Consider the following 20535-nt stretch of genomic DNA (forward strand, 5'->3'; position numbering starts at 1 on the left):
TGCGGTGTCCCATTGGGGATGGCGGCCGTTCCTTAAGGATAAACGGAGCGGTTCATTGCAAAAATTTCCCGCCCCGCACGAGGAGGATCGGGCAGCCCTCGGCCCCGTTGACGCGTCGTGCGACGGGCCGGACTGTTTGCAGTGCGGCATCGCGAACGCGCATGCCCGGCGCCGAAGGCAGGAATTAAAGTGCTACGGACGCATGGGCGATGGGAAAATTTGGTCATCCCATGCGGTTGGCGCATTCGTATCCATGGTAGAGGGGCGGAGGTCGTCAAAACAAACTTGAGAAGTGTGCGCCGCCCATCAAATTGTGCAATGCAATAAGCTGAATTTAGCGGGCAACTTTCCTGATAAAGGCCGGCGTGACTGCGACATTCGACGCGCGAAAGCGAGTTGACGGCGCCCGAAATTTTCTTAGAGTTCGTTCAAGCTTCGGTTTCGGGGAGCCGCTGAGGGATGCGGGCCCAGCCGGGTAAGTCGCCGGGAAGTATGGAATAATCCTAATTCCTGTGCGGCAGGCGCGAGCTGCCGGAGCGAATATCATCCCTGTCGCAAACAGCAGGTCAATCAACGGTGGGTAGCGGGCTGCTATCCAGCGGCGGATAAGACTTGTCGGAGGAATCCATGAGAGCGGTACATCTCCTCGCACTCGGTGCGGGTCTCGCGGCTGCAAGCCCGGCCCTTGCCAACGAAAGCGTCATGAAGGGCGTCGCCAACCCGGCGGAGCAGGTGCTCCAGACGGTCGATTACGCCAATACCCGCTATTCCAAGCTCGACCAGATCAACGCCAGCAACGTCAAGAACCTCCAGGTCGCCTGGACCTTCTCGACCGGCGTGCTGCGCGGCCACGAGGGCTCTCCGCTCGTCGTCGGCAACATCATGTATGTCCACACCCCCTTCCCGAACATCGTCTACGCGCTGGACCTCGACCAGGGCGCCAAGATCGTGTGGAAGTACGAGCCCAAGCAGGATCCGTCCGTGATCCCGGTCATGTGCTGTGACACGGTCAACCGTGGTCTGGCCTATGCCGACGGCGCGATCCTCCTGCACCAGGCCGACACCACGCTCGTCTCGCTCGACGCCAAGTCCGGCAAGGTGAACTGGTCGGTCAAGAACGGCGACCCGTCCAAGGGTGAGACCAACACCGCCACCGTTCTCCCGGTGAAGGACAAGGTCATCGTCGGCATCTCCGGCGGCGAGTTCGGCGTGCAGTGCCACGTCACCGCCTACGACCTGAAGTCCGGCAAGAAGGTGTGGCGCGGCTACTCGATCGGCCCGGACGATCAGCTCCTCGTCGACCCCGAGAAGACCACCTCGCTCGGCAAGCCGATCGGCAAGGACTCCTCGCTGAAGACCTGGGAAGGCGATCAGTGGAAGACCGGCGGCGGCTGCACCTGGGGCTGGTTCTCCTACGATCCCAAGCTCGACCTGATGTACTACGGCTCGGGCAACCCCTCCACTTGGAACCCCAAGCAGCGTCCGGGCGACAACAAGTGGTCGATGACCATTTGGGCGCGTAACCCCGACACCGGCATGGCCAAGTGGGTCTACCAGATGACCCCCCACGACGAGTGGGACTTCGACGGCATCAACGAGATGATCCTCACGGATCAGAAGTTCGACGGCAAGGACCGTCCGCTGCTGACGCACTTCGATCGTAACGGCTTCGGCTACACGCTCGACCGCGCCACCGGTGAGGTGCTCGTCGCCGAGAAGTTCGATCCGGTCGTGAACTGGGCCACCAAGGTCGACCTGGACAAGGGTTCCAAGACCTACGGCCGCCCGCTGGTCGTGTCGAAGTACTCGACCGAGCAGAACGGTGAAGACGTGAACTCGAAGGGCATCTGCCCGGCGGCTCTCGGCACCAAGGACCAGCAGCCGGCGGCCTTCTCGCCCAAGACCGGCCTGTTCTACGTGCCCACCAACCACGTCTGCATGGACTACGAGCCGTTCCGGGTGACCTACACCCCGGGCCAGCCCTACGTCGGTGCGACCCTCTCCATGTACCCGGCTCCGGGCTCGCATGGCGGCATGGGCAACTTCATCGCCTGGGACAACCTCCAGGGTAAGATCAAGTGGTCCAACCCCGAGCAGTTCTCGGCTTGGGGCGGCGCGCTCGCCACTGCCGGTGACGTGGTGTTCTACGGCACGCTCGAAGGCTTCCTGAAGGCCGTCGACTCGAAGACGGGTAAGGAACTGTACAAGTTCAAGACCCCGTCGGGCATCATCGGCAACGTGATGACCTACGAGCACAAGGGCAAGCAGCACGTCGCCGTGCTCTCGGGCGTCGGCGGCTGGGCCGGCATCGGCCTCGCGGCCGGCCTGACCGACCCGAACGCCGGTCTCGGCGCGGTGGGTGGCTATGCGGCCCTGTCGAGCTACACCAACCTCGGTGGCCAGCTCACGGTCTTCTCGCTGCCGAACAACTAAGTCGCTTGCGACATAGAGCCTGAAGGATGCCGGCGCGGGAAATCGCGCCGGCATCTTTATGATTTTATGATTATGCTGTAGGGCCTGCTTGGTAGCCGCACGACTACGTTGCGGTGCAACATGATGGTCTCGGGAGAAACGTCGTTGTCTTCGATGAAAAGAACCGCTCTTCTTGGTCTCGTCGGTGCAGCCTTGCTCGGAGCGGTTCCCGCCGCCACCGTTGCCTTCGCCCAGGATGCCAAGCCCGAACTCGCCAACAAGCTCGATCCGAACGCCAAAGAGATCGACGAGCCGGTGCTCAAGGCCGCCGCCGCGGCGAAGGAAGAGGACGGCAAGTACTTCGATAAGGACGGTCACCCGACCTTCCGCATCACCAACGACGGCAAGAAGGTCGATTGGTTCACCTATTCCGGCTATCGCCGCTATCACGCCGAGTGCCACGTCTGCCACGGCCCGGACGGCATGGGCTCGACCTACGCGCCCGCTCTCAAGGACTCGCTGAAGCGCCTCTCCTACGAGGAGTTCTACGGCATCCTCGCCGGCGGCAAGCAGGAGGTCAGCAACACCGCCAACCAGGTGATGCCCGCCTTCGGCGACAACAAGAACGTGATGTGCTACGCCAACGACCTCTACGTGTACCTGCGCGCCCGCGCCGCCGGTGCCTGGGGCCGGGCCCGTCCGGGCGAGAAGGAAGACAAGCCCGAAAGCGCCAAGACCGTCGAGAAGGAGTGCCTGGGCGGCTGATGACCCGCTCAAGCGCACCCGTTTCGGTCGCGGTCGCCGCGCTCCTGCTCTCGGCAGGGGCGCGGCCCGCTCATGCGCAGCATCTGCCCGATCTGGTCACGCAGGATGTCCTGCGTGTCTGCAGCGATCCCGGCAATATGCCGTTCTCCGAGCGCAAGGGCGGCGGTTTCGAGAACAAGATCGCGCAGATCGTCGCTGACGAGCTGAAGGTCAAGCTGCGCTATTACTGGCTGACCCAGGGGCCCGGATTCGTCCGCAATACCCTCGGCACCGGTCTGTGCGACCTGATCATCGGCACGTCGGGCGGCGACATCGTCCAGGCGACCAACCCGTATTACCGCTCGGCCTACGTTCTGGTCGCGCGCAAGGGCGCGTTGTCGGACCTCAAGCGCCTCGACGACCCGCGGCTGAAGGACAAGCAGATCGGCATCATCGCCGGGACGCCGCCCTCCAACCGCCTGAGCGAGCTGAAACTCGTCGGCGAGCGGATCCATGCCTACGCGCCCTACGCCTTCGGGGCCGAGCGCAAGCATCAGACGGTCGCGGCGGAAGTAATCGCGGATCTCGCCGAGAAGAAGATCGACGTGGCGATCCTCTGGGGGCCGGCTGCGGGCTGGCTGGCCAAGCAGAGCGGCGTGCCGATGGATGTCGTGCCGCTGCTCCACGAGCCGGGACGGCCGCCGCTGACCTTCCGTGTCTCCATGGGCGTCCGCCACAACGAGAACGACTGGAAGCGCAGCCTCAACACCGTGCTGCGCAAGCGCAAGGCCGACATTGAGGCGGTGTTGCGGGAATACGAGGTGCCGCTGCTGGCGGAGGAGGACAACAAGCCTCTCGATGCCGCGGACGAGTGATGCCGGATCAGAAGACGCGGGAGAGCGCGCCTTCTTTCGACAAACCAGCCACGGCTTTTTCGGAATGCGCTCTGAAAGGCCCGAACCCCGGTTCGGGCCTTTTCTCATTCGGCCCGTTCGATCCCCGTCGGATCGAGCTTGGCCAGGGCCTCCGTGACCGTCTCGCCACCGATGACGAGGTCGGGGGCGATCTCGGCGAGCGGCACCAGCACGAAGGCGCGCTCGCGCACGAAGCGGTGCGGCAGAACGAGGCGTTCGTCGGACACCTGCGCCCCCTCATAGGCCAGCACGTCGATGTCGATGACGCGCGGCCCCCAGCGTCGCTCGCGGACGCGCCCGAGCGCCGCCTCGATCGACAGGCAGACCTCCAGCAACCCGTGCGGTGTCCGTTCGGTGTCGATGGCGATTGCCGCGTTGAGGAACCAGTCCTGATCCGTATCGCCCCAGGGCGGCGTGCGGTAATCGGCGGAGCGCGCCACGACCCGGATGCCGGGCGTCGCCGCGAGGTGCTCGACGGCCCGGGCCAGCATCGCGGCCTTATCACCGATATTGCTGCCGAGCCCGAGATAGGCGCGCGTCATGGCGTCTCCGTCGTCGCGGCTCTGTCGGCACGGCCCCGCACGATCTCGATGGCCGCGTAGTCGAGCACGGCGGGGATCGGCGCGCTCGGCTTGTCGATCCGCACCGCGATCGTCTCGATCCGGGAAAATCGCGCGAGGCAGGTCTCGGCAATCGCCTCGGCCAAGGCCTCGATCAGGGCGAAGCGCCGATGGGTGGCGATGTCGAGGGCGATCTCGGCGAGATCCGCATAGCTCACGGTGGCGGCCACGTCGTCGCTGCGGCCGGCCGGCCCGAGGTCGAGACGGCATTCCAGCGAGATGTAGAAGCGCTGGCCCAGCCGCTCTTCCTCCGGCAGCACGCCGTGACGGGCGAAGACCGCGAGGCGGTGGACGAGGATGCGGTCAGCCATGGATCGTCCCACGCCCGCCCTCCGGGCGCATCACCGCGTCGAGCACCCGCAGCGCCTCGACATGCGGCGCCACGTCGTGAACGCGCACGATGTCGGCTCCGAGCGAACCGGCGAGCACGTGCGCGGCGAGCGAGCCGATGAGTCGGTCGCGCGGGGCCGTCTCGCGGTCGTGCAGGCGCCCGAGCAGGCTCTTGCGCGAGACGCCGACGAGGAGGGGAAAGCCCAGCGCCCGGATTTCGGGCAGGCGGCGCAGGGCTTCGAGATGCTGTTCCCAGCTCTTTCCGAAGCCGATGCCGGGATCGAGCACGATGTCGGCGTCGCGAATGCCGGCGCGGCGGGCGATGTCGAGGGAGCGCTCGAAGAAGCGCAGCATGTCGGCGACGATGTCAAGCGAGCCGTCGATCGTTTCGCGGTTGTGCATGACGATGACCGGTGCGCCATGGTCGGCCGCGACGCGGGCGATGTCCGGCTCGCGCTGCAGACCCCAAACGTCGTTGACGAGGGTGGCACCCGCCTTCAGCGCGGCCTCCGCCGTCGACGCCTTGTAGGTGTCGATCGAGATCGGGACGGACAGGCCCGGTGCCACGGCCTCGATCACGGGCAGGACACGGGCCTGCTCCTCGGCGGCCGGGACCGGCGTGTGGCCGGGCCGGGTCGATTCCCCGCCGATGTCGAGGATGTCGGCTCCGGCCTCCGTCAGCGCAGCGGCCTGAGCGCGCGCCGGCTCGACGCCTTCGAAGCGGCCTCCGTCCGAGAACGAGTCCGGCGTGACATTGAGGATGCCCATCACCAGCGTGCGCCGGCCGAGGCCGGGCAGCAGGGTCTTCAGGCGCGTCGGCGGAGGAGAGTCGTCGGGCGGCATCGCGTCTCGAGGGTGAGGGGCCGGGTTTGCCGGCCTAGCCCCTCCGGCGGGGTTGCGCCAGATCCAATCGGCCTCGACCCCATCCCCGGCCCGACGCGTCTCAGGAGGCGCCGCGATAGCAGCGGATCTCCGCCTCGGCCTGGGCGCGGCGCAGCTCGGCCACCTTGTCGTCGAACATCTTGGTCGACTTGAACGCGGCGGTGCGCTGGCCGATGCCCTGGCGCATCGACAGGATGGTCGAGGCCTGAACGTAGCGGTCATAGGGCAGGATCGACGCCAGCGCGTCGAGGGAGCAGGAGCATTTCTCCAGCGCCTCGCGGGTCTGCCCGTTGGCGGCCATGCAGCCGAACACGTAATCGGCCCGCACATCCGTCGGATAGTCGTTGTCGTCGGCAAAAGCGGGCGCGGCGAGCATCGCAGCAGCGAGCATCGCGGCGGCGAGCGCCTCAGGAATCCTTCTGGTCATAATCGAGCCTCTCTTCGAGGAGTTCGCCGCCATCCGGCTTCAGGGCGCGGGCCTGGATCGAAACGATCTCTCCCGGCACGTCAGGCGCGACGACGAAGGTATAGGTGATGGTTTCGAAGCCGCGCATCCGCTCCGACTGAGGATCGCCCGCGAACGGCTTCATCTCGACGCGCCAGCCCTCGACGGTCCGGCCCTTGTAGGACACCGGCGCTGGCGTCACCGTCGCCTTGTCGCGCAGACCTTTTCGGATCGCGTTCTTGATGTAGCGCGGGTTGGCCTCCAGCAGGCTGGCGAGACCCTTCAGGTGGTTCTCGAGGAACAGGCTCAGCACGGGGTTGCCGGGCATGTCGGTGAAGGGGCCGGCCGGGAGGCGGTTGCCGCCGGAGAACATCTGCACACGGATGTCGCGGCTCTCGGCGCTCTTGCCGGGATCGACCGTGAGCTTGATCGTGTCGCTGAGCGGCGGCCCGTAGGGGCCGCGCTCGATGCCGCTGCGGCGCGCGTAATCGTAGGTCAGGGTGCTGCCGGGCGCCGTGTTCTTCATTTGCGGCTGCTCGAACAGCAGGTCGCTGGCGTCCGGTGCGGTGCCCTTGGTTGCCGGATCTTTGACCGCCGTATCCTGGGGCGCCGCCGGAGTGGTGTCGGAAGCCGCCCAGGCGGAAGGCGTCGTCACGAGGGCGGCCGAGAGGGCGACCGCCAGAAAGGATCGTCTCAAAGGGGTGCCTTTTCGCTCAACGGGTTTTGCACATTCGTCCCGATGCTGCGGTATATATAATCGGGCGGGGTCTCGGCAGCCTCTTCCTTGGCAAGATCCCGCATTTTCGCGTGCAGCGGCGAAAGGGAGCAGGCCGGATCGGTGTTGGCCGCGTCGCCCGTGAGCGCCAGCGCCTGGCAGCGGCACCCGCCCCAATCCTTCTCGCGCCGGTCGCAGGAGCGGCAGGGCTCCTTCATCCAGGATGTGCCGCGATAGGCGGCAAAGGCCGGGGATTGGGTCCAGATCTCGCCGAGCGAGTGGTCAGTGACGTACCAGAATTCGAGGCCGGGGATGGTCTCGGCGGCGTGGCAGGGCAGAACCTTGCCCTGCGGCGTCACGTTCATCAGCTTGCGGCCCCAGCCGCCGGCGCAGGCCTTCGGGTACTTGGCATAGTAGTCCGGCACCACGAGGTCGATGACGAGCTGGCCCTTCAGGCGCTCGCGCGCGGCCTCGACGATGCGGATCGATTCGTCGACTTGGCTCTTACCCGGCATCAGCGCGGCGCGGTTCACGTAGGCCCAGCCGTAATACTGGGTATGGGCCACCTCCAGCCGCTTGGCGCCGAGCTTGACCGCGAGGTCGATGAAGCCCGGTACCTCGTGGATGTTGCCGCGGTGGATCACCGAGTTCAGCGTCAGCGGCAGGCCGAGTTCGGTGACGCGGGCGGCGAACTGCATCTTCTGCGGCTGCGCGTTCTTGAGGCCGCCGATTTTTTCCGCGTTGGCCGCGTCCACCCCCTGTACGGAGAGCTGCACGTGGTCGAGGCCGACGTCGTAGAGCGCGTCGAGCTTGCCCAGCGCACCGCCGACGCCGGAGGTGATCAGGTTCGAGTACAGGCCGAGTTCGGCGCATTTGGCCGTGATCTCGACGATGTCGGGGCGGGCGGTCGGTTCACCGCCCGACAGGTGGACGTGCAGCACACCGAGACCCGCCGCCTCCGTCAGCACCCGCAGCCACGTCTGCGTATCCAGCTCGGCCGAGCGCCGGTCGAGCTCCAGCGGGTTCGAGCAGTACGGGCAGCGCAGCGGGCAGCGGTGCGTCAGCTCGGCGAGCAGACCCACGGGCGCCGGAATGACTTCCGCGGGGGAGGGGGCGGGGGTCGGTGCATTCATCGCTCCAGAACCCTTTTTTGCGCGAGGCCAGCCAGCATCGGGAGGATGTCGGCTTCGATGATGGCCGGGTCGGCGTCGTAGGTCTGGCCCAGAATCTGGGCGATCTGCGAAACCGTGTTCCGGCCATCGACGAGCTTGAGGACCGCGACGGCGTTGTCGTCGAGGTCGAAGGTGCGCTCGGGGGCGAGCAGCACGTGCTTGTTGCGGACCTCGTCGAAGCGCAGGCGCACGCCGCGGGGCAGGCGCGGAACGTCGCTGCCCGAGAAGGCCGCGGGTTCAGCCGTCGCCGCGGTGGGGCTGGCCTCGGCGGAGTTGTTCTCGGCGACAAGGCCCTCGCCCGGCTGCCACGCGTCCGGCGGGATCATGCCGGGGGCGACGTAGGCGAAGTAGAGCGCGTCGAGCTGCGTCCAGAGCACGTTGCACTTGAAGGTCAGCGCGTCCATCGCCGCCCGCTGCATCTCGGGCGTGGTGGCGTGCCGCTTGACGTAATCGAGGGCGAAGTCGGCGTCGCGCGGGGCCTGGGTCAGGCGCTTGTCGAAATAGGCCAGCGTGTCCTTGGTGATGAAGTCGTAGTTCTTCAGCATCCCGGCGACGCGCTCGGAGATGATCGTCGGCGAGAACATCTCGGTCAGGGAGGAGGCGATGGCCTCGAGCAGGCTGCGCTCGGAGACGAAGTGGACATAGGCATCGACCGAGAAGCGGGTCGCCGACAGGATGCCCCGGGTCGAGAGCACGTAGTCGCGGGTGAAGCCGACGCCTTCCGCGAGCTTGAGCCAGCGCTCGATGCCGCCGTCGCCCTCATGGTCGCCGTCGTGGTCGACGATGCGCTGGCGCCAGATCCGGCGAAGCTGTGCATCCGGCAGACGGGCCAGCAGCGCCGCGTCCTTCACCGGGATCATCGCCTGATAATAGTAGCGGTTGAGTGCCCAGGCCCGGACCTGGTCCTTCGAGAGCTTGCCGTCGTGCAGCAGCCGGTGGAACGGGTGGAGGTTGTGGTAGCGCCGCGCCCCGATGTCGCGGAGCGCCGCTTCGAGCTCCTTGTGGCTCAGCAGGCGTTGCTCAGTGTCCGGGACGGGCGGCGGGAATTGGGCGGTCATGGCGTTCGGTTTCCCCCGAGCTTCGAGTCGCATTTCCTGGCGTTATTTTTAAATGGGGCCCGGTACCGATCGGGGCAGGGCCTCTGCCGCGCGATTGGATCGTGCAAAACATAATCAGTCCGGCACTAAATTTCCAGGCCGACCCGGACCGGCAGCGTCCCGTCCGATCAGAGATCGAGGGTCAGCCCGTCATGGGCGACGGTCCAGCCACGCGCCTCGACGCTGGCGCGCTCCGGCGAGTCCTCGATCAGGACCGGATTCGTGTTGTTGATGTGAATCAAAACCCGGCGGCCGATCTCGACATCGGCGAAGGAGGCGATCGAGCCGGTCTCGCCGTTGATCTGAATATGCCCCATGCGCCAGCCGGTCTTGGTGCCGACACCCGCGCGGATCATGTCGTCGTCCTCCAGCACCGTGCCGTCGAACAGGAGCGCGTCGGCCCCCGCGACGCGGGCTTTCAGATCCTCCGTCACCCGGGCGCAGCCGGGGATATAGGCGAGGCGCTTGCCTCCGGCCTCGATCATCGTGCCGACGGTGGTTTCGGTCTCCGCCCCGATCTCCATCGAGGCGTCCTCCAGCCAGAGCGGCACCTTGCCGGGGACGGAGAACAGCGTCACCGAGAGGCCGGGCACCGGCTCGAAGGTCTCGTTGAGGGCGATCGTCTGCCGCTTCACCACCTCGGCGGCCATCACGTCGAAGACGCGGTTATCGGAGACGGAGGCCAGGATGCCGGGCGTGGCGTAGAGCGTGAAGGGCTGGCCCTCACGCAGGGTCAGAAGGCCCGCGACGTGATCGACATCGCCATTGGTCAGCAGCACCGCGTGGATCGGCGAGTGGCGCAGGCCCTGCCGCGGGTGCATCTGCGGATTGGCCTGGATCTGCTGGCGGATGTCGGGGGAGGCGTTCAGCAGGAGCCAGCGTTCCCCGTCAGGGGAGACCGCGATGCTCGACTGCGTGCGTGGCTTGACGCGAGGATCACCCGCCCAGGCCATAGAACAAATGGAGCAGCGGCAATTCCATTGAGGAACGCCGCCGCCCGCGGCCGAACCGAGGATCACGACATGCATGGTGAGAACCCGCTGATGTCTGCGCCCTGCGGCCCGGCTCGAAACACCTTAGTTGAAGGTGTCGATCTCGGCCGACTCGTAGCTCGTGACTTCCATGCCGACGCAGATCTCGGAAACGATGGGGGCAGCCCACTTCATGGTGTTTCTCCTCGACTTTATGGAACGCCGGCACCCTTCGATCCCATTGATTAAGAGGATCGTAAGATACTGGCGACGCACTCGTTTTCGCACGCTGGAGGTATATCGCCAATTCCGGCCCCGCCTGCAAGAGCCAGCTTGCCGTTTCTTCCCAAAGTTCGCGTGAGGAGGCGGGGTAGACTTTCGTTTAACGCCAGTGGCCGGAGCGAAATGCCGCGGGGGTCAGTGGCGAAAATCCTGGCCGCGCAGATCGAGCATGAAGCCCTTGCCGCGCACCGTGACGATTACCGGACCGCCCAGCCGCACGAAATCCGAGAGCTTCGAGCGCAGGTAGCCGACATAGACATCGACCACGTTGAGGGAGAGGCCCCCCTGGCTCGCCCACAGCCGGTCGAAGATCTCGCCGCGCGAGATCGGCCGGTTCACCTCCTGCATCAGCAGGGCGAGCAGCTCCGCCTCCCGCGGGGTGAGCCGGGCCGAGGCCTCGCCGAAGCTGACCTGACGGATGTTGACGTCGAGGGTCAGCCGGCCTGCGGTGAAGACGGTGCGCGGGGTGTCCGCCTCGCGGCGGCGCAGCAGGTGGACTTGGAGCCGGGCCAGCAGTTCGTCGAACACGAACGGCTTGACGATGTAGTCGTCGGCGCCGAGCGCCAGTCCCTCGGCCCGGTCGCGCACCTCGTCGCGGGCGCTCAAGAAAAGGATCGCGCCGGGATAGCCGCCCTCGCGCAAGCTGCGGCAGACGTCGTGGCCGGAACCGTCGGGCAGGGTGATGTCGAGCACCACCGCCTCCGGCGCCTCGTCGCGGGCGGCACTCAACGCGTCCTCGACCCGGCCGGCCACGCCGACGGAAAACCCTTCCGCCTCCAGGCCGCGCGCCAGGATGCCGCGGATGTCGATATCATCTTCAACGATCAATACGCGCGTCGTCATGCGGCGCCGATCCTCTCGTGTCCTGCCCCGTAGGATTCCGGCGCGACGCCATCGTCGAGCGAGGGCAGGTCGATCACCACCCGGGCGCCGCCGTGTTCGGCTCCGCCGAGGCTGATCGCGCCATCATGGCGCTCAACGACCCATCGCGCCAGAGCTAAACCTATGCCGAATCCCGCTTCTCCCGATCGGGCCTCGCGGCGGAAGCGTTCGAACAGCCCGTCCCCGCCCGCGGGGAAGCCGGGGCCGTCATCGTCGATGGTGACCAGCGCCCGGCTGCCCTGCGGCGTGTCGTGCTCGCTCAGCGAGACGGTGATGCGGGTCAGGCCGGTGGCGTGGCGCAGCGCGTTGTCGATCAGGCTCTCGACAACCTGGCGGAGCCATTCCGGATCGGCGGCGATCTCGATGTCGTGGTCGCCCGGTTCCAGCACCAGCTCGACCCGGCGGCGGGCGGCCTCCGAGCCGGCGCTGTCGACGGCGTCGGTCAGCACCTCGACGGCGCTCACGGCGCGCCGGTCGAGCTCGATCTGACCGGATTCCGAGCGGGCCACACGAAGCAGATCCTCGACCCGTCGCTTGAGGCGCTGGGCTCGTTTGCGGATGGTGGTGAAGACCGGTCCGTACTCCACGGTTCGGCCGGCGGCGCGCTCCGCCGAGCGCTGGGCGAGGTCGCACTCACCCAGGATGACGGTGAGCGGGGTGCGCAACTCGTGGCTGACATCGGCGAAGAAGCGGCGCCGGGAGCGGTCCACCATCTCCAGCCGCTCGTTGGCCGCGCGCAGATCGGCGGTGCGGGCCTCCACCGTGTCCTCCAGGGCGGCCCGGTCGGCGGCGAGCCGGCCCTCGCGGCGGGCGAGGCGCGCCGCCATGCGGTTGAAGTTCGCGACCAGAAGCCCGAGTTCGTCGCGGGTCTCGACCGAGAGCCGGGTCTCGAGCGCGCCGCTGCCGACGGCCCCGGCCGCCCGGCGGATCTCCTCGATGCGCGCCAGCGTCGGCCGTGTGACCGAACGGTAGAGCACCCCGACGAAGGCGAGCGCCAGCACCGTTGCGGCCAGCGCGGCGGCGGTGAGCCGCCGTGAAAGGGTTCGGGCCGCCTCGGAGCCGGCGGTCATGCTGCGCCGCTCCGCCTCGATCAGCAGGGAGAGTGGCGGTCCCGTCATGGCGCCGAAGGCGTTGAGCGCGCCCTGCATCGCCGTCTTGCGACGGTCGGGATCGGTTTCGCGCCGCACCAGGGTGACCTGACGGTCGAGCATCGCGCGGGCCGCGCGCACATTGGCGAGCGGCCGGGTGCGGGCGACGTACTGGATCCGGTCCTCCAGGTTGGCGCTGGTCGCCATGCCGTTGCCGATGGCGTCATCGACATGGTTGAGCGCCTGATCGACCCGGTCGCGGGTCACCGACAGGGCCTCGGGCGGCGCGTCCGGATTGCCGACGCTGTCGATGGCGGCAAAGCCGTACTGCGCCAGCCGTCCCGACAGTTCCGCCAGAAGCTCCAGCCGGTGCTGGGCGGCCAGCGTGCGTTCGATGACGTTCTCGGTCAGCCGGATCGACCACAAAACGCCGGTCGCCGCCAGCAGGGCGATCAGCGCCGTGCCGCCGAGCAGGAGGGCGAACCGAACTCTCAGCGAACGCATGGTCTCCCTCTCCGCCGCGGTGGCGGCGGGCGGACCATGTCACCGCCGGGGCGGGGTCTCAAGCCGGCTCGCATTGCCGGCTTTTCCCGGCCCGCTCGCAGGTCGCTCCTACAGGTCGTTCGGCAGGCTGGCCTTGGGGGCGCAGCGCCAGCTCTTCACGTGATAGTCCGGATGCTCCTCCTGCCACGCCGCGAGCGTGCTCTGCGAGTTGCGCAGACACAGGAAGGGGTTCGGATTGTCGTAGTTCAGGTTGATCCGCTCGTCGTGGCACTTCGCCGGCTGGGCGATCAGGCAGACGGACAGGAGCAGGAACATGCGCGCGGCCTCGGCTCGGAGGGGGCGCGGTCGGCTCGACCGGATCGGTGTCCCGCGCCTCTGATCCGAGGCAAGGTGGGAGAATCCGGCAGGCCGGCAAGTCATTTTTCTGCGACTTGCCGGCGGCTTTCGGAAAAATCGTGCCGGATCAGGCCGGCACGAACAGTTCGCCCTTGCCGAGCGTCGCGAGATCGCCGGAGTAGCGCCGCAGCGTGCCGCCGAGGAGGCTGGCCTGCGCCGCGCCGAGATGCTTGAGGCTCTGGGCCAGCAGCCGGATGAAGACGAGGTCGGGGGTGCCGGTCTCGACGAAGGTCGGCAGCAGGGTTCCGTGGCTGCCCGCGACCAGTGTGCCGCGGCGCATGCCGTAGCCCGGATGGTCGCCCAGCGCGCCGGAGACGAGGATCGTGCCCGCGATCATGCGCGAGCCGGCGTAAGCACCGGCCGAACCCGCCAGGATCATGCCCCGGCGCATGCGGTCGCCGAGATGGTCGCCGGCCGCGCCCTTGATGACGAGCGTCGCGCCGTCGAGCCCGGCCTTGGCGGCATAGACGGCGCCGCCCGCGTGGTCGCCGGCATCGCCCTCGATCGTGATCGTGCCGCCGGTGGCGCCCGTGCCGGCATAGGGGCCGGCGGAGCCCGTCACCGTGAGCGAGCCGGCCGCCATGCCTTCGCCGAGGCGCTGGCCGACATCGCCCTCGACCCGGATCGAGCCTTGCGAGAGCGCAGCACCCACCCGGTCGAGCCGGGACGAGCCGCCCTCGATCACGAGGCTGTCGGAGCCGTCGAGGCTGATCTCGAACACGTCGCCGAGGGTCAGGCCGCGGCGGCTCGTGCCGATGGCGAGCTTGCCCGCCTCGGCCTCGGACAATCCGCTCAGGGCGAGGGGGGTGATGTTGAGAAGGTCGACCCGCTCCGGCAGATCACCGCGCAGTCTCAGCGTGCTCATGCAGCGGGTTTCTCCAACAGGTCGCGGAGGTGGTAGTGGTGCCGGCCGAGATTGCCGCCGTAATTGCCGGCGGTGACGGCGACGAGGCCGTGCTGTGCGCCGATCTCGGTGGCGGCGTGCAGCGCCGCGCGCATTGATTCGGCGACCGCCGCCGAGGTCAGGGCGTCGATGACGATTTCCAGCACCACGCCGCATTCGGGCGGCAGCGCCGAGCCGGCCCGGCCCTTCAGCGTCGGGCAGTAGGCGTCGTTGGTCGAGGCCATCATGCCCTTGGTGCGCCCGCCGACCTTCGAGCCGGAGCGGACGATGCCACCGGGGAAGGGCAGGATCGCGCCGGGGATCGCCTTGGCCGCCTCGACCGCGATCTCGGCGACGATGAGCGTGTCGGCATGCTTGCGGCCGAGGAACAGCAGGTTGCCGCCGCCGACCGCGCCGTCGACCGCGCGCACCGAATCCTCGCACAGGAACTCGCCGTCCATGACGGGGATGCGCCAGTAGCGGCGCATCTTGCCCTCATGGTCGGGCAGGCGCTTGGCGACCGCGAAGCCGTCGCCGAAATAGCGGATCGCGCCGCCGAGCTTGATCTTGGTCGGGCCTTCGACGCCGGCAAAGCAGGCTGTGCCGGGGCAGGTGAGGATGCACTGGCCGACGCGCTTGAGGAGCTGGTCCTTCAGCCCGTTCGGCTCGAAGCCGAACAGCAGGATGCGCACGCCCGGGCGTCCGTCCGGCGTCTCGTCGGGGGAGAGTTCGGCATCGATGCCGGCCTCGGCGCCGCAGCCGATCACCGAGGTGGCGAAGCCCGTCATCACCGTCGCCGCGATCATCGCCCATTTCGGCGTGTCGTTGGTGACGATGATCGCGGTGCCCGCGACGTCGAAGGCCTCGGCGAAGGTATCCTCGACCTTGATGCCGTTGAGGGTGAAGTCGCTCATCGATTCGATTCCATCACCCTCGACATCACGCCCGGCACGCCACGTCTTCGAACGTCCCGGTATTCTCCGGGAAGGCGGCGTCCGGCACCGCGAAGGTGTCGAGCCCGGCGCCGAAGCGGTCCTGCAGGTAGCTCTCTGCGCGCTTTTCCATGCCCGCATCGGCCTCGACATTCAGGCTGAGTGTCTTGCCCGAGAACCAAGCGACGACCTCGCCATCCTCGACGATCGGGCGGCCGTCCTTCAGCACGAGTTTCGCGCGCGAGAACATCGCCGTGCGATCCCGCTCGTCGCGGTAGATCGCGACGTCGGCCTTGGCGCCCTCGCGCAGGTGGCCGCGATCGGTCAGGCCGAGCAGCTTGGCCGGGCCCGAGCGGGTGAGCTGGGCGATTTCGCTGAAGCTGTACTCGCGCTCGATCTTCGGCAGGCCGGAGCGTTCGCCGACGATCGCCGGCAGCGTCGCGATTTCCTTGGCGCGCTCTTCGGCATCCATCAGCAGGTGGATGATGCGCGGATACTCGGTGAAGACGCCGCCATTGGGGTGGTCGGTCGTCAGGATGGTGCGCTCGGGGTTCGAGGAGAGCAGCATCAATTCCAGGCCGATCGCCCATTGCAGCGACGAGACGGGGCCGCGCGGCCGATAGAGGAACGGCACCACGCCGCCGCCCTCGGCATCACCCGCCGAGATCACCCACTTCTTCGGCTTGGCGCCCTTGCGGCCGCCGAACTGGCGCAGGATGTCGAGCGAGATCGTCACGGTCTGGCCGAACACCACCTGACCCACGTCGTAGGTCGCGTTGGGATGCGCCTCCATCGCCGCGTTGATCCGCTCGGCCGCCGAGCGGAAGCCGCCGGTCATCGGGTTCTCGGGATCGACCACGCCGTAGGCGTAGAACTGGGCGTGGGCGAAGTGGATGCGCCGGCCTTCGGCCGCCTCCAAAGTCGCGACGAGCGAGTCGTCGGCGCCGGGCAGGCCGAGATTGTTGCAGTGGACGTGCAGCGGGTGCGGCACGCCGATCTCTTCCACCGCGTCGAGCAGCGCCGACATGATCGTGCGCGTCGAGAGCCCGTAGCAGGGGATCTCGTCGTCGAGGCTGAGCTTCAACACGCCGTCCTTGAAGGCCGAGGCGCCGCCCGCGTTGATGCACTTGACGCCCAGGCCCCGCGAATGGGCCAGCGTCTGCTGCACGAGATCGCGCACAGCCTGCTTGCCCTCGCCGTCGCGCAGGAGCTGGAGCAGGTGATCGTCGTTGCCGAGCACCGCGAGGCCGCCGCGGTCGAGCAGCGGGATGTCGGCGAGTTCGAGATGGGTCGCGAGCGCGTTCGAGGGCGGCAGCGCCGGCTCGACCGCCGTGGTGTAGCCCATCCGCGCGTAATTGGCGCCGATCCAGCTTCCCGAGCCGCCGGCATGGGCGAAGGGATGGCCGTTGGGCGCGGATTCGCTGACGTAGAGGTCGGGCAGCAGCAGGCGGCTCATCACCACGTTGCCGCCGGCGATGTGCGAGTGCACCTCGACGCCGCCGGCCATCACCACGCAGCCCGTGGCGTCGATGGTTTGATTGGGGGCGCGCTCGCTCGGGGCGACGACGCGGCCATCCTCGATCCAGACGTCGCCGACGGCATCGCGCCCGGCTGTGGGATCGACCACCCGTCCACCGTGGATACGGGTCAGCATGAGACACCCTTCTCGATCAGGCGGTCGCGGATGCGGGTGAGCACGCCGGCCGCAGTCTCCGTTTCAGCCGGCGTCTTCGATGGATCGCTGGCCTCGGCATAGGCGATGACGCCGCGCCGGTCGTTCCAGAGAGCGCCGCCGACGCTCTGGCCGGGCACGCCCACGGTGATGACGACCTCCGCCGTCTCGCCCGCGGCCTCCTGAGAGCCCTCGCCGACGATGGCGATCGTCGGCAGGCTGCCGAGCCAGGCGGGGCGCGGGGCGGGAAGCGAGGCGAGCCACAGGGCGGCGTCGGCCTCGCCCTCGGCGATCTGCCGGGCGCTGTCGAAGCGCCAGGGATCGTGCTCGGGCTGATGCCGGCCGAAACCGACGCGGGGCGCCTGTCCCGTGGTCCAGGCGGAGAGCTGTACGGCGGCCCGGCCCTGGAACGGGTCGGCCAGCGTCAGGGCGAAGAAGCGGGTGGATTCGTTGAGGTCGCGGATCAGACCCTGGAGCATTTCCGCGCCGAGTTCGCCGACCTCCTCCGGGTCGTAGACGACGACGCCGTACCGGGCCGCGAACAGGCGCTTGGCGAGGTCGGCAAAGGCGGCCTCACCGGCGAGATGTCCCTTGGCGAAGGCGCGCAGGTGCCCGAGCGAAATGGCGAGGCCACCGGCATCCGCCGCATAAGCGACGTGGCGGATCGCGCCGTTCTGAGGGCCGCCCAGCGAGAGCAGGGCACGCTCGGTACCCGCCGCGCGTCCGCGGCTCGGGGCCGCGGCGGCGATCTCGGCGATCAGATCACCGTCCCAGGGACGGTTGCCGACGATCAGAACCACGTCCGCCCGGCCGATCGTTTCGGCCCGTGTCGTGCTCATCGCACCACCCGCGCTGAGCGCACCGAGTTCGGCGTAGACGCTGGGGCCGGAAACGGGATCGAGCGAGGCGCCGAGGGTCTCGGCCAGCCGGTAGGCGGCGCGCAGCGCCGAGACTTCTGCGCTCAAGCCCGCCAGCACCGGCACGCGTGAGGCGGCGAGCAGGTCGGCCGCGGCCTCGACCGCAGCGTCACCATCCGCTGCGCCTCCCTTCACCCAGGCTGCCATGCTTCCTCACCGTGCTTCTTCGGGCATCCCCGCGTCGAGGCGGGGCGAAAGACGGTCACGTCCGAAGGGCGCGGGCGCCCCTGGTGGAGCCTCAATGCCTCGAAATCCGGAATGCGGGTTCGGGGGAAGTGGCTCGGACCGGCTCCGCGAAGGGAGCCGGGTGGTTTTGCATTCCTGTGCCGGAGGCCGCAAGCCCCCGCCGAAGTTTGCATCAGGATTTCGTTCGTCGAGCCACTCTCTCCGATCACCGGGGTTTCGCGCGAAAAGGGTTCGGCGCGGCGACAACCGCATCGGCATTTGCGAGGATGCCGATGCGGTTGTCGCGAGTGAGGTTGTCGCGGGCGCCGCAGCATGTGAGAAGCCGCCCCCACCGTTGGGCGCGTCCGCGCCGGCTGGGCCGGCAACGTCGGCGGAAGGGAATGAGACCGTGGCCGAGGTCCCGGACCAGACGGCTGAGATCGTGAGCGCGACGACATCCCGGCCGGCCGGGGTCGGCGTGCGGGTCCGCGCGCCCGCGCGCCTGCATTTCGGCTTCCTCGATCTCAATGGCGGCCTCGGGCGCCGCTTCGGCAGCATCGGGCTCGCCCTCGACGCACCGGCGGTGCAACTCGTCGCCCGCCCCGCCAAGCGAGCCTCCGCCAGCGGCCCGGAGGCCGAGCGGGTGCGCGCCAACCTGCTGGCGGCCGCCGCCTATCTCGATGTGCCGGAGGCCGTGGCGGTGGAGGTCGAGGAATCGATTCCCGCCCATGCCGGCTTCGGTTCGGGCACGCAGCTCGCGCTGGCCGTCGCCGCCGCGCTGGCGCGCCTCAATAGACGTCCCTTCGCGCCGGCGGACTTCGCCGACGTGCTCGACCGCGGCAACCGTTCCGGCGTCGGGCTCGCCGCCTTCACCGAGGGCGGGCTGATCGTGGACGGCGGGCGCGACGGCTCCGGTGCGCCGCCGCCCGTCATCGCCCGGCTGCCCTATCCGGAGGATTGGCGGGTCGTGCTGATCCTCGATGAGGCCATGACCGGTGTGCATGGCTCCCGCGAGACCGAGGCGTTCCGCGACCTGCCGCCCTTCGATGCGGGGCAGGCCGCCGAGATCTGCCGGATCGTGCTGATGCAGGTGCTGCCCGCCGCCGCGACGGCCGAGCCGAACGGGTTCGGCGCCGGCATCACCGCGATCCAGAAGCGGATCGGCGACCATTTCGCCCCGCACCAGGGCGGGCGCTTCGCCAGCCCTGCCGTGGCCGACGCTCTCGCGGCGATCGCGCAGGCCGGCGTGCCCGGCTACGGTCAGAGTTCCTGGGGGCCGACCGGCTTCGCACTCGTGCCCTCGCAGAGGGAGGCGGAGGCGCTGGTGGCGGGGCTGGCGCGGCCCGGCCGCCTGCGCTTCGTCATCGCCCGCGGACGCAATGTCGGCGCCTCGGTTGCGGAAGTTTAGAGCTTTTTCTTTTTCCCGGTTCAAAGAAACCTGCGCTTGACCGGCGCCAATCGTTCCGGTTTTGCAGCTGAAGCGCCCGGCAAAGGCGCGGTCACGAGAGGACGAACACCATGGCCCGCTCGATCCTGCACATGCTGACGCCGCTCAAACACATGAGCCCGTTCGACGTGAACATGGCGATCGATGCCGGCTTCGAGACGCTGATCCCCTATACGGGTGTCGATCTCACCGATGTCGTCTCGCTGACGCAGGACTCGATCTTCTCCCGCGCGCCGCAGGACGGCGTGCGCACCGGCATCTTCATCGGCGGCAAGAACGCCGAGTTGGCGCTCGACATGGTGGACCGGGCGAAGAAGGCCTTCGTGCCTCCCTTCGTCAACCACGTCTTCGCCGACCCGGCCGGCTCCTTCACCACCGGTGCGGCGATGGTCGCCGAGGTCGCCCGCGCGCTGAAAGCGCGGTTCGGCACCGACCTGAAGGGCAAGCGTATCGTCATCTTCGGCGGCGCGGGCGTGGTCGCCTACGTCGCGGCGGTGATCGGCGCGCTGGAGGGGGCGCACAGCGTGCTCGTCGGCCATGACGGCGAGGAGCGCGTCTCGAAGATCGCCTTCACCATGAAGTGGCGCTTCGGCATCGAGGTCGGGGCCGTGGACGGCACCCTGCCCGAGGCGCGCCGCGCCGCAATTACGGACGCCGACGTGATCCTCTCGGCCGGCCCCGCCGGCGTCTCGATCCTGACGGCGGAGGATCTCGAATCCGCGCCGAAGCTCTTGGTGGCCTCCGACGTCAACGCCGTACCGCCCGCCGGCATCGCCGGCATCGACGTGAACGCCGTCGACGTGCCCCTGCCCACCGGCAAGGGCGTCGGCATCGGCGCGCTGGCGGTCGGCAACGTCAAGTACCAGACCCAGTGCCGCATGTTCCGCAAGATGCTGGAGGCGCAGGAGCCGCTTTGTCTCGATTTCCGCGACGCCTACAAGCTCGCCGTCGAGATCGCCGGCTGAGCCCGAACCTGAACCCACCTCCGCATCGGGAGGGCGACGCGATCCTGATCGCTGCCCAGTCCGGTCGGGCGCTGGCGCAGGCCGCACGGCGGGCGGGCTT

General features: G+C 68.3%; 21 protein-coding genes. 5 read left to right on the plus strand and 16 right to left on the minus strand.

The genetic code is table 11. The annotated features are described in order from the left end of the window. Positions 1 to 627 precede the first annotated feature (627 nt). The 3 genes from xoxF1 (at position 628) to xoxJ (ending at position 4031) form a co-directional block, all read left to right on the plus strand. Positions 628 to 2433 (plus strand): lanthanide-dependent methanol dehydrogenase XoxF1, encoded by a 1806-nt coding sequence (gene xoxF1, locus E4V01_RS09080; RefSeq protein WP_060772211.1) that lies wholly within the window; start codon positions 628 to 630, stop codon positions 2431 to 2433. 192 nt (positions 2434 to 2625) lie between these two features. Continuing rightward, positions 2626 to 3177, plus strand: coding sequence for a methanol metabolism c-type cytochrome XoxG (gene xoxG, locus E4V01_RS09085; RefSeq protein ID WP_193763176.1), 552 nt, complete (start codon positions 2626 to 2628; stop codon positions 3175 to 3177). Next, a complete protein-coding gene (gene xoxJ / locus E4V01_RS09090) occupies positions 3177 to 4031 on the plus strand; it encodes a rare earth element methanol dehydrogenase accessory protein XoxJ (protein ID WP_135298130.1) in 855 nt (284 codons plus the stop codon). The genes xoxG and xoxJ overlap by 1 nt, the downstream gene beginning before the upstream one ends. 104 nt (positions 4032 to 4135) lie before the next feature. On the opposite strand, the gene folK is transcribed toward xoxJ, so the two are convergent. The 16 genes from folK to fhcB form a co-directional block, all read right to left on the minus strand. After that, positions 4136 to 4612 (minus strand): 2-amino-4-hydroxy-6-hydroxymethyldihydropteridine diphosphokinase, encoded by a 477-nt coding sequence (gene folK / locus E4V01_RS09095; RefSeq protein ID WP_135298131.1) that lies wholly within the window; start codon positions 4610 to 4612, stop codon positions 4136 to 4138. Continuing rightward, complete coding sequence (gene folB, locus E4V01_RS09100) at positions 4609 to 5001, minus strand: dihydroneopterin aldolase (protein ID WP_135298132.1); 393 nt, start codon at positions 4999 to 5001, stop codon at positions 4609 to 4611. The genes folK and folB overlap by 4 nt, the downstream gene beginning before the upstream one ends. Next, a complete protein-coding gene (folP, locus tag E4V01_RS09105; RefSeq protein ID WP_135298133.1) occupies positions 4994 to 5863 on the minus strand; it encodes a dihydropteroate synthase in 870 nt (289 codons plus the stop codon). The genes folB and folP overlap by 8 nt, the downstream gene beginning before the upstream one ends. A gap of 100 nt (positions 5864 to 5963) precedes the next feature. Continuing rightward, complete coding sequence (locus E4V01_RS09110; protein WP_135298134.1) at positions 5964 to 6329, minus strand: hypothetical protein; 366 nt, start codon at positions 6327 to 6329, stop codon at positions 5964 to 5966. Next, a complete protein-coding gene (locus tag E4V01_RS09115) occupies positions 6310 to 7044 on the minus strand; it encodes a hypothetical protein (RefSeq protein WP_135298135.1) in 735 nt (244 codons plus the stop codon). The genes E4V01_RS09110 and E4V01_RS09115 overlap by 20 nt, the downstream gene beginning before the upstream one ends. Then, the gene (gene pqqE / locus E4V01_RS09120) at positions 7041 to 8195 is read right to left on the minus strand and encodes a pyrroloquinoline quinone biosynthesis protein PqqE (RefSeq protein WP_135298136.1); all 1155 of its coding nucleotides are present in this window, start codon (positions 8193 to 8195) and stop codon (positions 7041 to 7043) included. The genes E4V01_RS09115 and pqqE overlap by 4 nt, the downstream gene beginning before the upstream one ends. Continuing rightward, the gene (pqqC, locus tag E4V01_RS09125; protein WP_135298137.1) at positions 8192 to 9292 is read right to left on the minus strand and encodes a pyrroloquinoline-quinone synthase PqqC; all 1101 of its coding nucleotides are present in this window, start codon (positions 9290 to 9292) and stop codon (positions 8192 to 8194) included. The genes pqqE and pqqC overlap by 4 nt, the downstream gene beginning before the upstream one ends. 167 nt (positions 9293 to 9459) lie before the next feature. After that, positions 9460 to 10359, minus strand: a complete 900-nt coding sequence (pqqB, locus tag E4V01_RS09130; protein WP_060769445.1) for a pyrroloquinoline quinone biosynthesis protein PqqB — start codon at positions 10357 to 10359, stop codon at positions 9460 to 9462. A gap of 48 nt (positions 10360 to 10407) precedes the next feature. Further along, positions 10408 to 10497, minus strand: a complete 90-nt coding sequence (gene pqqA / locus E4V01_RS09135) for a pyrroloquinoline quinone precursor peptide PqqA (protein ID WP_012317526.1) — start codon at positions 10495 to 10497, stop codon at positions 10408 to 10410. A 222-nt stretch (positions 10498 to 10719) separates the two neighbouring features. Further along, entirely contained in the window at positions 10720 to 11427 is a 708-nt protein-coding gene (locus tag E4V01_RS09140; protein WP_003597598.1) for a response regulator transcription factor, read from the minus strand. After that, a complete protein-coding gene (locus E4V01_RS09145; protein ID WP_135298138.1) occupies positions 11424 to 13058 on the minus strand; it encodes a HAMP domain-containing sensor histidine kinase in 1635 nt (544 codons plus the stop codon). The genes E4V01_RS09140 and E4V01_RS09145 overlap by 4 nt, the downstream gene beginning before the upstream one ends. A gap of 108 nt (positions 13059 to 13166) precedes the next feature. Then, on the minus strand, positions 13167 to 13373 hold the full coding sequence (locus E4V01_RS09150; RefSeq protein WP_060769447.1) for a hypothetical protein: 207 nt from the start codon (positions 13371 to 13373) through the stop codon (positions 13167 to 13169). A 148-nt stretch (positions 13374 to 13521) separates the two neighbouring features. Beyond that, the gene (locus tag E4V01_RS09155) at positions 13522 to 14319 is read right to left on the minus strand and encodes a formylmethanofuran dehydrogenase subunit C (RefSeq protein WP_135298139.1); all 798 of its coding nucleotides are present in this window, start codon (positions 14317 to 14319) and stop codon (positions 13522 to 13524) included. Next, on the minus strand, positions 14316 to 15251 hold the full coding sequence (fhcD, locus tag E4V01_RS09160; RefSeq protein WP_003597588.1) for a formylmethanofuran--tetrahydromethanopterin N-formyltransferase: 936 nt from the start codon (positions 15249 to 15251) through the stop codon (positions 14316 to 14318). The genes E4V01_RS09155 and fhcD overlap by 4 nt, the downstream gene beginning before the upstream one ends. Positions 15252 to 15276: 25 nt before the next feature. After that, positions 15277 to 16923: a formylmethanofuran dehydrogenase subunit A gene (locus E4V01_RS09165; RefSeq protein ID WP_135298140.1), complete on the minus strand. Its 1647-nt coding sequence runs from the start codon at positions 16921 to 16923 to the stop codon at positions 15277 to 15279. After that, positions 16917 to 18005, minus strand: coding sequence for a formyltransferase/hydrolase complex subunit B (gene fhcB, locus E4V01_RS09170; protein ID WP_060769451.1), 1089 nt, complete (start codon positions 18003 to 18005; stop codon positions 16917 to 16919). The genes E4V01_RS09165 and fhcB overlap by 7 nt, the downstream gene beginning before the upstream one ends. Before the next feature lie 427 nt (positions 18006 to 18432). On the opposite strand from fhcB, the gene E4V01_RS09175 reads away from it, so the two are divergent. Continuing rightward, on the plus strand, positions 18433 to 19431 hold the full coding sequence (locus E4V01_RS09175; RefSeq protein ID WP_193763175.1) for a beta-ribofuranosylaminobenzene 5'-phosphate synthase family protein: 999 nt from the start codon (positions 18433 to 18435) through the stop codon (positions 19429 to 19431). Positions 19432 to 19541: 110 nt separating this feature from the next. Next, positions 19542 to 20435, plus strand: a complete 894-nt coding sequence (mtdB, locus tag E4V01_RS09180; RefSeq protein ID WP_060769452.1) for an NAD(P)-dependent methylenetetrahydromethanopterin dehydrogenase — start codon at positions 19542 to 19544, stop codon at positions 20433 to 20435. The last annotated feature ends 100 nt before the right edge of the window (positions 20436 to 20535 follow it).

Origin of the sequence: Methylorubrum sp. Q1, assembly GCF_004683995.1 — a bacterium.
Classification (GTDB): domain Bacteria; phylum Pseudomonadota; class Alphaproteobacteria; order Rhizobiales; family Beijerinckiaceae; genus Methylobacterium.

Excerpts from the sequence above, each read along its gene's own strand:
- pqqA (WP_012317526.1), bottom strand. The coding sequence starts at position 10,497 with ATGAAGTGGGCTGCCCCCATCGTTTCCGAGATCTGCGTCGGCATGGAA.
- E4V01_RS09165 (WP_135298140.1), bottom strand. The coding sequence starts at position 16,923 with ATGCTGACCCGTATCCACGGTGGACGGGTGGTCGATCCCACAGCCGGG.
- folB (WP_135298132.1), bottom strand. The coding sequence starts at position 5,001 with ATGGCTGACCGCATCCTCGTCCACCGCCTCGCGGTCTTCGCCCGTCAC.
- fhcD (WP_003597588.1), bottom strand. The coding sequence starts at position 15,251 with ATGAGCGACTTCACCCTCAACGGCATCAAGGTCGAGGATACCTTCGCC.
- E4V01_RS09140 (WP_003597598.1), bottom strand. The coding sequence starts at position 11,427 with ATGACGACGCGCGTATTGATCGTTGAAGATGATATCGACATCCGCGGC.
- xoxF1 (WP_060772211.1), top strand. The coding sequence starts at position 628 with ATGAGAGCGGTACATCTCCTCGCACTCGGTGCGGGTCTCGCGGCTGCA.
- pqqB (WP_060769445.1), bottom strand. The coding sequence starts at position 10,359 with ATGCATGTCGTGATCCTCGGTTCGGCCGCGGGCGGCGGCGTTCCTCAA.
- fhcB (WP_060769451.1), bottom strand. The coding sequence starts at position 18,005 with ATGGCAGCCTGGGTGAAGGGAGGCGCAGCGGATGGTGACGCTGCGGTC.
- pqqC (WP_135298137.1), bottom strand. The coding sequence starts at position 9,292 with ATGACCGCCCAATTCCCGCCGCCCGTCCCGGACACTGAGCAACGCCTG.
- E4V01_RS09150 (WP_060769447.1), bottom strand. The coding sequence starts at position 13,373 with ATGTTCCTGCTCCTGTCCGTCTGCCTGATCGCCCAGCCGGCGAAGTGC.
- E4V01_RS09145 (WP_135298138.1), bottom strand. The coding sequence starts at position 13,058 with ATGCGTTCGCTGAGAGTTCGGTTCGCCCTCCTGCTCGGCGGCACGGCG.
- E4V01_RS09110 (WP_135298134.1), bottom strand. The coding sequence starts at position 6,329 with ATGACCAGAAGGATTCCTGAGGCGCTCGCCGCCGCGATGCTCGCTGCT.
- folP (WP_135298133.1), bottom strand. The coding sequence starts at position 5,863 with ATGCCGCCCGACGACTCTCCTCCGCCGACGCGCCTGAAGACCCTGCTG.
- xoxJ (WP_135298130.1), top strand. The coding sequence starts at position 3,177 with ATGACCCGCTCAAGCGCACCCGTTTCGGTCGCGGTCGCCGCGCTCCTG.
- mtdB (WP_060769452.1), top strand. The coding sequence starts at position 19,542 with ATGGCCCGCTCGATCCTGCACATGCTGACGCCGCTCAAACACATGAGC.
- folK (WP_135298131.1), bottom strand. The coding sequence starts at position 4,612 with ATGACGCGCGCCTATCTCGGGCTCGGCAGCAATATCGGTGATAAGGCC.
- pqqE (WP_135298136.1), bottom strand. The coding sequence starts at position 8,195 with ATGAATGCACCGACCCCCGCCCCCTCCCCCGCGGAAGTCATTCCGGCG.
- E4V01_RS09155 (WP_135298139.1), bottom strand. The coding sequence starts at position 14,319 with ATGAGCACGCTGAGACTGCGCGGTGATCTGCCGGAGCGGGTCGACCTT.